Origin of the sequence: Stenotrophomonas sp. DDT-1, assembly GCF_001580555.1 — a bacterium.
GTDB classification, from domain to species: domain Bacteria; phylum Pseudomonadota; class Gammaproteobacteria; order Xanthomonadales; family Xanthomonadaceae; genus Stenotrophomonas; species Stenotrophomonas sepilia.
On sequence record NZ_LEKR01000077.1, the window covers coordinates 1 to 8,799 of the forward strand.

Sequence of the window (8,799 nt, forward strand, 5' to 3'; positions counted from 1 at the left end):
CCCAGCGCCACCGAGTTCGCACCGGATGCGCCGGCACTGTTGCCCAGCGCAAGCGCACCGTTGCCGATGGCCATGGCGTTGGCACCCAGCGCATTGCTGCGTGCACCACTGGCAGTGGCGGCCGAACCGACCGCAGCGGCATCGCTGCCGCTGGCACTGGCGGTACCCGCACCAGTGGCCTTGACGTAGCGTGCGGTGCCATCGGCGGTCGCCGCGACCGCATCGAGCTGGCCGCGATTGACTGCGTCGGTGCGCTCGGTACCGGCGGCGACACGGGTGATCTGACGATCACTGGTGCTGCTGCCCACTGACACGGTATTGGCACGATCAGCCACCGAGCCGGCACCCAGTGCGATGCTGCCGGCCGCCGACGCATTGGCGCTGACACCCACTGCGGTGGCATTCGCACCGGTGGCCTTGCTGCCGTAGCCGACCGCCGTACCAAGCCGGCCACTGGCTTCGGCATAGCTGCCCAGCGCGGAGGCACCGTCAGCCGAGGCGTTGGCGCGGAAGCCGCTGGCCTGCGACTGCGTGCCGCTGGCCGTGGCCTGCGCACCACTGGCGGTGCTGTAGGCACCCTTGGCCTGGGCACCGGCGCCGCTGGCGCTGGCACCGAGTTCGCTGGCGCTGGCACCGCTGCCCACCGCCACGCTATCGACACCACTGGCCTGCGCGTTGTTGCCCAGTGCCGCCGCGTTGCTGCCGGTCGCCAGGGCATCGAAGCCTACCGCCGTGGCGTTGACGGCCATGGCGTTGGCTCCGCTGCCCAGCGCGGTGGCGCCGTTGCCGACGGCGTTGGCCGCGTTGCCGGCGGCCAGTGCGTTGTCGCCGTCGACCAGGGCACCGGCTTCGCCATCGGCGTTGCCGCTGGCCTGGAACTGCCGGGCAGTCCTGTCGGCAACGCTGGCAACCGCGTCCAGCTGGCCCTTGTTCACCGCGTCGGTCGCCTCGGTGCCCGCCGCCACATGCGTCACCTGGCGCTCACCGCCCGCGGTGCCCACGGCCACGGTATTGTCGCGCTCGGCCTTGGAGCCGGCGCCCAGCGCCACGCTGTTCAACCCACTGGCGGTGGCACTGGCGCCCAGTGCCGTGGCATCTGCCGCATCCGCCCACGAATTCCAGCCGATCGCGGTGGCGTAATCTTCGGTCGCCCAGGCGCCGGCACCGAAGGCCGCCGCGCCGGTGCCGCTGGCGCGCGACGGGATCAGGCCGAAGAAGGTGCTGCCACCGATGGCCACGCTCTCAGCGCCACTGGCTTCGCTGGACTGGCCGACCGCAACGGCACCGCTACCGGCCGCGGCGGCGCCGAAGCCCACTGCCGTGGTGTTGGCACCGCTGGCCGCCGAGCCGTAGCCCAACGCGGTCCCGAGGCGACCGCTGGCTTCAGCGTAGCCACCGACCGCGGTGGTGCCATCGGCGGAGGCCGCACTGCGGAAGCCACTGGCCAGTGCCTGCGTGCCGCTGGCGTTGGATTCGGTGCCGGTCGCGGTGCTGTACGCACCACTGGCCTGTGCACGCGCACCCGCGGCGCTGGCACCCAGCTCGCTGGCACTTGCGCCGGTACCGAGCGCAAGGCTGTCTTCGCCGGTGGCCTGTGCGGTACTGCCCAGTGCTGCGGCGTTGTTGCCGGTGGCCAGCGCATCGATGCCGACCGCCGTGGCGTTGGCCGCCAGTGCATTGGCGCCGCTGCCGAGTGCGGTGGCACCGTTGCCGATGGCGTTGGCCGCATCACCGGCCGCCAGCGCGTTGTCGCCCTCGACCAGGGCGCCGGTTTCACCATCGGCGCTGCCACTGGCCTGGAACTGCCTGCTGGTCTTTTCCGCTGCAGCCGCTACTGCGTCGAGCTGGTTCTTGTTGACCGCATCAGTGCCCTGCGTGCCAGCGGCCACGTTGGTGATCTGGCGGGTATTGCCACCACCGCCCACCGACACGGTGTTGTCGCGGTCCGCGATCGAATCGGCGCCCAGCGCCACGCTGTTGGCCGCGCGCGATTCGGCGGCGTTGCCCAGTGCGGTGCTGTTGATGCCACCGGACCAGGCGCCACCACCGACGGCGGTGGAGTAATTGCCCGATGCTTCGGTGGCCAGCACGCCGAACAGCGAACCGCCGACGGCGACGCTGTTGGTGCCGGTGGCCAGGCTGCCCTGGCCGGTGGCGGTGCTGTAGGCACCCGACGCCTCGGAGTCGCCGCCCAGCGCCACGCTGTTGGAACCGGAGGCATTGGCGAAGTTGCCGAAGGCGGTGGCATTGAACGCCGAGGCCTGCGCATAGCCACCGATGGCGGTGCTGTAGCCACCGGTCGCTTCTGCGCCGATGCCGAACGCTGCCGACGCGGTGCCGCTGGCGACGCTCTCGCTGCCGACCGCGGTGGAGCCGCTACCGCTGGCGTTGCTGAAGTAGCCCACCGCCACGGCTTCCTCGCCGGAGGCTTCGGACAACACACCGTTGGCGGTACTGCCGGCACCACTGGCGATGCTGGCGGCACCGAACGCCGCGCTCTGCTCGCCGCTGGCTTCGCTTTCCGCACCCTGCGCGGTGGCGTACTCACCGGTCGCCTGGGCGTTGGCACCGACGGCGCTGGCGTTGGCGGCGCTGGCCAGCGCGTTGAAACCGATCGCCTGCGCGTTGTTGGCCAGCGCGTTGGCACCACTGCCGAGCGCGGTGGCGCCGTTGCCGATGGCGTTGGCCGCATCACCGGCGGCCAGCGCGTTGTCACCTTCCACCAGCGCACCGGCTACGTCGTCGCCGCTGCCACTGGCCTGGAAGAAGCGGCTGGTGGTGGTGGCGGTACTCGCGACCGCATCCAGCTGTGCCTTGTTCACCGCGTCCGTGGCTTGGGTACCGGCAGCGACGTTGGTGATCTGCCGCTCGTTGCCGCTGCTGCCCACCGACACCGTGCGTGCACGGCTGGCAACCGAACCGGCACCGAGCGCGACAGCATTGCTGGCGCTGGCGTTGCTGCCGGCGCCCAACGCAATCGCACTTTCACCACCGGCCACCGTGTTGGTGCCGATGGCAATGCTGTTGAGGCTGTTGCCCAGCGCCTGGAAGCCCAGTGCCACGCTGTTGTCGCCATAGCCGAACGCACCGCGGCCGACCGCAGTGGAACTGGCACCATTGGCCCAGCTGTTGTAGCCGATGGAGGTCGCACCACTGCCGCTGGCCCAGGCCGCGTTGCCGAATGCCGAGGCATTGGTGGCGGTGGCCCACGCACCCGAACCGAACGCTGCTGCGCCACTGGCCGTCGCCCAGCTGTAACCACCGACAGCGGTGCTGTCATCGCTGCTGGCGAAGGCGCTGTCACCGACCGCGACCGCATAGCTGCCGGTGGCACGCGACTTGCCGCCTGCCGCGAAGCTGTTGTCGCCACTGGCCTTGGCGGCATTGCCGAACGCGCTGCTGGCAGCCCCGGTGGCCTGTGCACCGCTGCCGACCGCCGTGGCATCGGCGGCCGCCGTGGTGCCCACCTGCTGCGCCTTGCCGTCGGCGCCGATGATCGGCTGGTTGTACTCATCGTAGGCCTGCCCGAGGCCACCGATGGCAACACCGCCGTTGCCGGTGGCGCTGCTGTTGCGACCCACCGCCACGCTGTCATCACCGATCGCCGACGCGGCAGCGCCATGTGCAACCGCGCCGGCGCCAATCGCATTGCTCGACGAACCGGCCGCGACCGCGCCTTCGCCCTCGGCGAACGCACCGGCATCACTGCCCGCTTCGGGCTGTGCCTGGAAGAAGCGCGCGGTGCCGTCGGCGGTGCTTGCCACAGCGTCCAGCTGCGCCTTGTTCACTGCATCCGTCGCCTGCGTACCCGCGGCCACGCTGACGATCTGGCGTTCATTGCCATTGGTGCCCACGGCCACCGTATTGGCCCGATTGGAGCCCGAATAGGCGCCCAGCGCGACGCTGTTTTCGGCGCCAGCGGTGGCGTAGTAACCGATGGCCGTGCTGTCCTTGCCGATGGCCCAGGTCTGCGCACCCATTGCACTGGCGTTGTCGCCTGCGGCATAAGCGAAGTAACCCAGCGCGGTGGATTCCGCGCCCACCGCTTCGGTGAAGCTGCCGTTGGCCAACGAGCGGTCACCACTGGCGACCGCACCGCCGCCTACCGCGGTGGAGGACACACCGCTGGCCCGCGTCTGCACATACAGGCCCATGCCCGGCACGATGTCGGCCGGGCCACCGATGGCGACGCTGCCGGCGCCGGTGGCGCTGCTCTGCGTTCCCAGGGCGGTGGCGTTGCTGCCACTGGCGGTGGCCGCCGCGCCGAAGGCCGCGCTGCCCTGCCCCGAAGCCAGCGCATTGCTGCCGACGGCAGTGGCGCTCTGCGCGATGGCAACGGCGCCCGCTCCCAGTGCACTGGTGCCATTGCCGATCGCATTGGCCGCCTCGCCGGCGGCCAGCGCATCTTCGCCTTCGGCCAGCGCACCGGCATCGCTGTTGCTGCTGCCGGTGGCCTGGAAGTGCTTGGCGGTGGCATCAGCCACGGCAGCGACGCCCTTCAACTGGGCCAGATTGACCGCATCGGTGGCTTCACTGCCCGCGGCAACGCTGGTGATCTGCCGTTCGTTGCCGGCGCTGCCGACCGCTACGCTGTTGGCACGGACGGCCTCGGAATTCGCACCCAGTGCAACGCTGTTGGCACCGCGTGCGGTAGCGTAATAACCGACGGCGGTACTCTGCGCGCCGCTGGCCCAGGTCTGCGCACCGAGCGCGCTGGCATTCTCACCCGGGGCATAGGCGAAGTAGCCGACGGCGGTGGATTCCGCACCGGACGCTTCGGTCAGGCTGCCGTTGGCCAGCGCACGATCACCGCTGGCGATGGCACCGGCGCCGACGGCCGTCGCCGCTTCGCCGCTGGCCTGGGTCTGCACGAAGAAGCCCAGGCCCGGAATCAGGTCGGCCGGGCCACCGATGGCGACGCTGCTGGTACCGGTGGCGGTGCTCTGCGTACCCAGTGCGGTGGAGTAGTCAGCGATGGCATTGGCGACCGCACCGAATGCGGACGACTGCGCACCGGCGGCATACGCGCCAACGCCGTAGGACGACGCCGCAAATCCACTGGCTTCGGCACTGGCGCCGACTGCAGTGCCACCGACGCCTGCGCTGGTGGCGCCGGTTTCCACCGGCACGCCACCACTGGTGATCAGCGGATTGCCATCGGCATCCACCGCAGCACCACCGACGGCGACGCTGCCCGGGCCGTTCGCCTGTGCGTTGTTGCCGAACGCGGCGCTGTTCTGGCCCGACGCCAGCGCGTTGTTGCCGACGGCGGTGGCGTTCTGCGCAACGGCCGTGGCACCGGCACCCACGGCGGTGGTGCCATTGCCGATGGCGTTGGCCGCCTCGCCGGCCGCCAGTGCCTCGTCACCTTCGGCCAGCGCGCCCGCATCGCTGTTGCGGCTGCCCGTGGCCTGGAAGTGCTTGGCGGTGGCATCGGCCACGGCAGCCACGTCCTTCAACTGGCCGACATTGACCGCGTCGGTATCTTCAGTACCCGCCGCGACGCTGGTGATCTGCCGGGTCAGACCATATTCGGCGGCGCCGACCGACACGGTGTCGACACGGTCGGCCAGCGAGCCGGCGCCGAGCGCCACGCTGCCGGTGGCAACTGCCGCCGAGTTTGACCCCAGCGCGGCGCTGTACTCACCCACGGCGGTGCTGAACGCACCCACCGCGATCGATGCTTCATTGGCGGCGGTGGCGCCGCGGCCCAGTGCGGTACTGCCCGGGCCCATCGCCACGGCACCGCCACCCACGGCAGTGGCGCCATCGGCAGTGGCTTCGGACAGCGCGCCCAGGGCGGTGGCCGCGCCATTCTCGCTTGCGGCATAGGCACTGGCGCCGACGGCGGTGTCACCAAGACCGAACGCGGCAGCACTCTGCCCGACCACCACGCTGGCGTCACCGATTGCCAATGCGCCCTGGCCGAACGCGCTGGCGCCCAGGCCGGCGGCAATCGCCTGGGTACCGATGGCGGTGGTGGCATTGGCCAACGACTGCGCACCGGCGCCCGCTGCAACCGCGCCCTGCCCGTCGATCTTCGCCGCGTCGCTGTCATCACCTGCGCCATCGGCCTTGAAATAGCGGCTTCCATCTGCGGCGACGTCCGCCAGCGCGGCCTGCGTGGCGCGCGCCTGCGCATCCAGCTGTGACTTGTTCACCGCATCGGTGGCCTGGGTGCCTGCAGCCACGTTGGTGATCTGCCGTTCCTTGCCGGCATCGCCAACGGACACGGTGTTGGCCCGCGCTGCTTTGGAGCCAGCGCCCAACGCCACGCTGTTGGCGGCAGTGGCGCTGCTGTTGCTGCCGATCGCCACCGCGTTGCTGCCCTTGGCACTGGCGGAGCCTTCCACCAGGCATTTTTCCAGCAGCTTGCCGCTGAATGCCACGCAGGTGGCGCTGCCGCCGATCTGCACCGACTGCGCAATGGCGGAACCGCTCATGCCCAATCCCAATACCAGGCCCAGTGCCACCGCCAACAGCGCGGGCGTGGCCGATGTCGTATCGCGGCGCTGGTCGACAACACCACCGCTGCTGTCGGAGGAGGCCAGTTCCGAGGCCACCACCAACTGACCCAATGCTTTGTTCCAGACCTTGCGATAAATCCGATTCATCGGTACGGCTCCTGATTGGACTGGTTTTGGGCAAAGCAACGCCACCGCCGGGCCTTCTGGCCCAACGTCCCCTGGGGGCGTTTTTTCGCGTGATTTACTGCGGGGTATTGCCGAACGGCGCGCAGCGACAGAAAACCGAGCGCGTACGCCGAGCGGTTACTGCGGAATGAATGGTTCTGAAACGGGGTTCAAGTGTTAACGGCAACTTTGCAGATCGTCAAGACTTTGACACGACAAATGCTATTGCCGTGAAGCAGTTCACCATTTCGCGTGTTTATAAAAGTATTTTGTTAGGTACACGTGACGGACCGCTGGCGCATGAAAACCGATGTAACTAGCGGGCGCGACAAGGGTTTCACGCGTGCAAAGAAAAACCCGCCGACGAAGCGGCGGGTTTTTCCATACGCGGTGGCATTGCGGCCTGCGCGGAACGATGCGATCAGCCGCACCACACCCGCGCGTTGCGGAACATGCGCATCCACGGCGAATCACCCTGCCATTCCGCCGGTGCCCAGCTCAGGTTGAGCGCGCGCGGGGTACGTTCCGGGTGCGGCATCATGATGGTGACGCGGCCGTCGCTGCTGGTCAGGCCGGTGATGCCGTCCGGCGAACCGTTCGGGTTCAGCGGGTACTGGCTGGCCACCTTGCCATTGCCATCGATGTAGCGCAGCGAGACACGTGCAGCAGCCTGGTCGACGGCATTGTCGAACACGGCCTGGCCCTCACCATGCGCCACCGCCACCGGCAGGCGCGAGCCGGCCATGCCACGCAGCAGGATCGACGGCGATTCCACCACTTCCAGCAGCGCGGTACGGGCTTCGAACTGCTCGCTGGCATTGCGGCGGAACTGCGGCCAGTGCTCGGCACCCGGAATGATGTTCTTCAGCTGGCTCATCATCTGGCAGCCGTTGCATACGCCCAGCGCGAAGCTGTCTTCGCGCGCGAAGAACGCGGCGAAGGCATCACGCAGTGCGCTGCGCTCCAGGATCGAGGTGGCCCAGCCACGGCCGGCACCGAGCACGTCGCCATAGCTGAAGCCACCACAGGCCACCAGGCCGGTGAAATCCTGCAGGGCCACGCGGCCTTCAATCAGGTCGCTCATGTGCACGTCGAAGGCGCGGAAGCCGGCGCGTTCGAAGGCATTGGCCATTTCGATCTGGCCGTTGACGCCCTGCTCGCGCAGCACCGCCACGCGCGGACGCGCTCCGGTGCTGATGAACGGTGCGGCCACGTCTTCGTTGAGGTCGAAGCTGAGCTTCGGCTTCAGGCCCGGTGCGTTGAAGGCACGCGCGACCTCGCGCTCGGCATCGGCGTTGGCCGGGTTGTCGCGGCGCTTCTGCATCGCGTGGGTGACCGACCACCAGGCGTCGAACAAGGCCTCCCAGCGCCACTCGGCCAGGTTCTCGCCGCCCAGCGACACGCGCACCACCGGTGCGGTGGTCGGCTTGGCGATGCGCTGCGCGCATTCGGTCAGTGCATGGCGTTCGACCAGGTCGGCAAACGCGGCGCGGTCTTCGCGTGCGATCTGAACCACCGCACCCAGTTCTTCGTTGAACAGGCTGCGGAACGGATCATCGCCCCAGGCATCGAGGGTGATGTCCAGGCCCAGGCGCGAGGTAAACGCCATTTCGCACAGCGCGGCGAAGGCACCACCGTCGCTGCGGTCGTGGTAGGCCAGCAGCAGGCCGGACTGGCGTGCATCGCGGATCAGTTCGAAGAAACCTCGCAGGCGCTGCGGATCATCCAGGTCCGGGGCGGCGCCGGCGAAGGCCGGCAGGTCGCCGTGGTCGGCATGCACCTGGGCCAGGATCGAACCCCCCAGGCGCTGCTTGCCGGCGCCGAGGCCGATCAGCCACAGCTCGCTGTCCACCTCCCGGTCGAGCAGCGGGGTCAACTGCTGGCGTACGTCGGCGACCGGCGCGAACGCCGAGATCACCAGCGACACCGGCGACACGCTCTTGTGCGCTTCGCCCTGGTCGTGCCACTGCGCCTGCATCGACAGCGAGTCCTTGCCCACCGGGATGCTGATGTCCAGCTGCGGGCAGAGTTCCATGCCCACCGCCTTCACCGCGTCGTACAGCAGCGCGTCTTCGCCCGGGTGACCGGCCGCGGCCATCCAGTTCGCCGACAGCTTGATCTCATCCAGCGCATCGACCGGGGCCGCGCACAGGTTGGTCAGCGCTTC

The 8,799-nt window shown here is 69.2% G+C and carries 2 protein-coding genes; both read right to left on the reverse strand.

Translation table 11 applies throughout. The annotated features are described in order from the left end of the window. On the reverse strand, positions 1-6,614 hold a 6,614-nt coding region (locus tag AB839_RS20600), incomplete at its 3' end, for an ESPR-type extended signal peptide-containing protein (RefSeq protein WP_061480750.1). 439 nt (positions 6,615-7,053) lie between these two features. Then, the coding region (purL, locus tag AB839_RS20605) for a phosphoribosylformylglycinamidine synthase (protein ID WP_082783386.1) at positions 7,054-8,799 on the reverse strand (1,746 nt) is incomplete at its 5' end.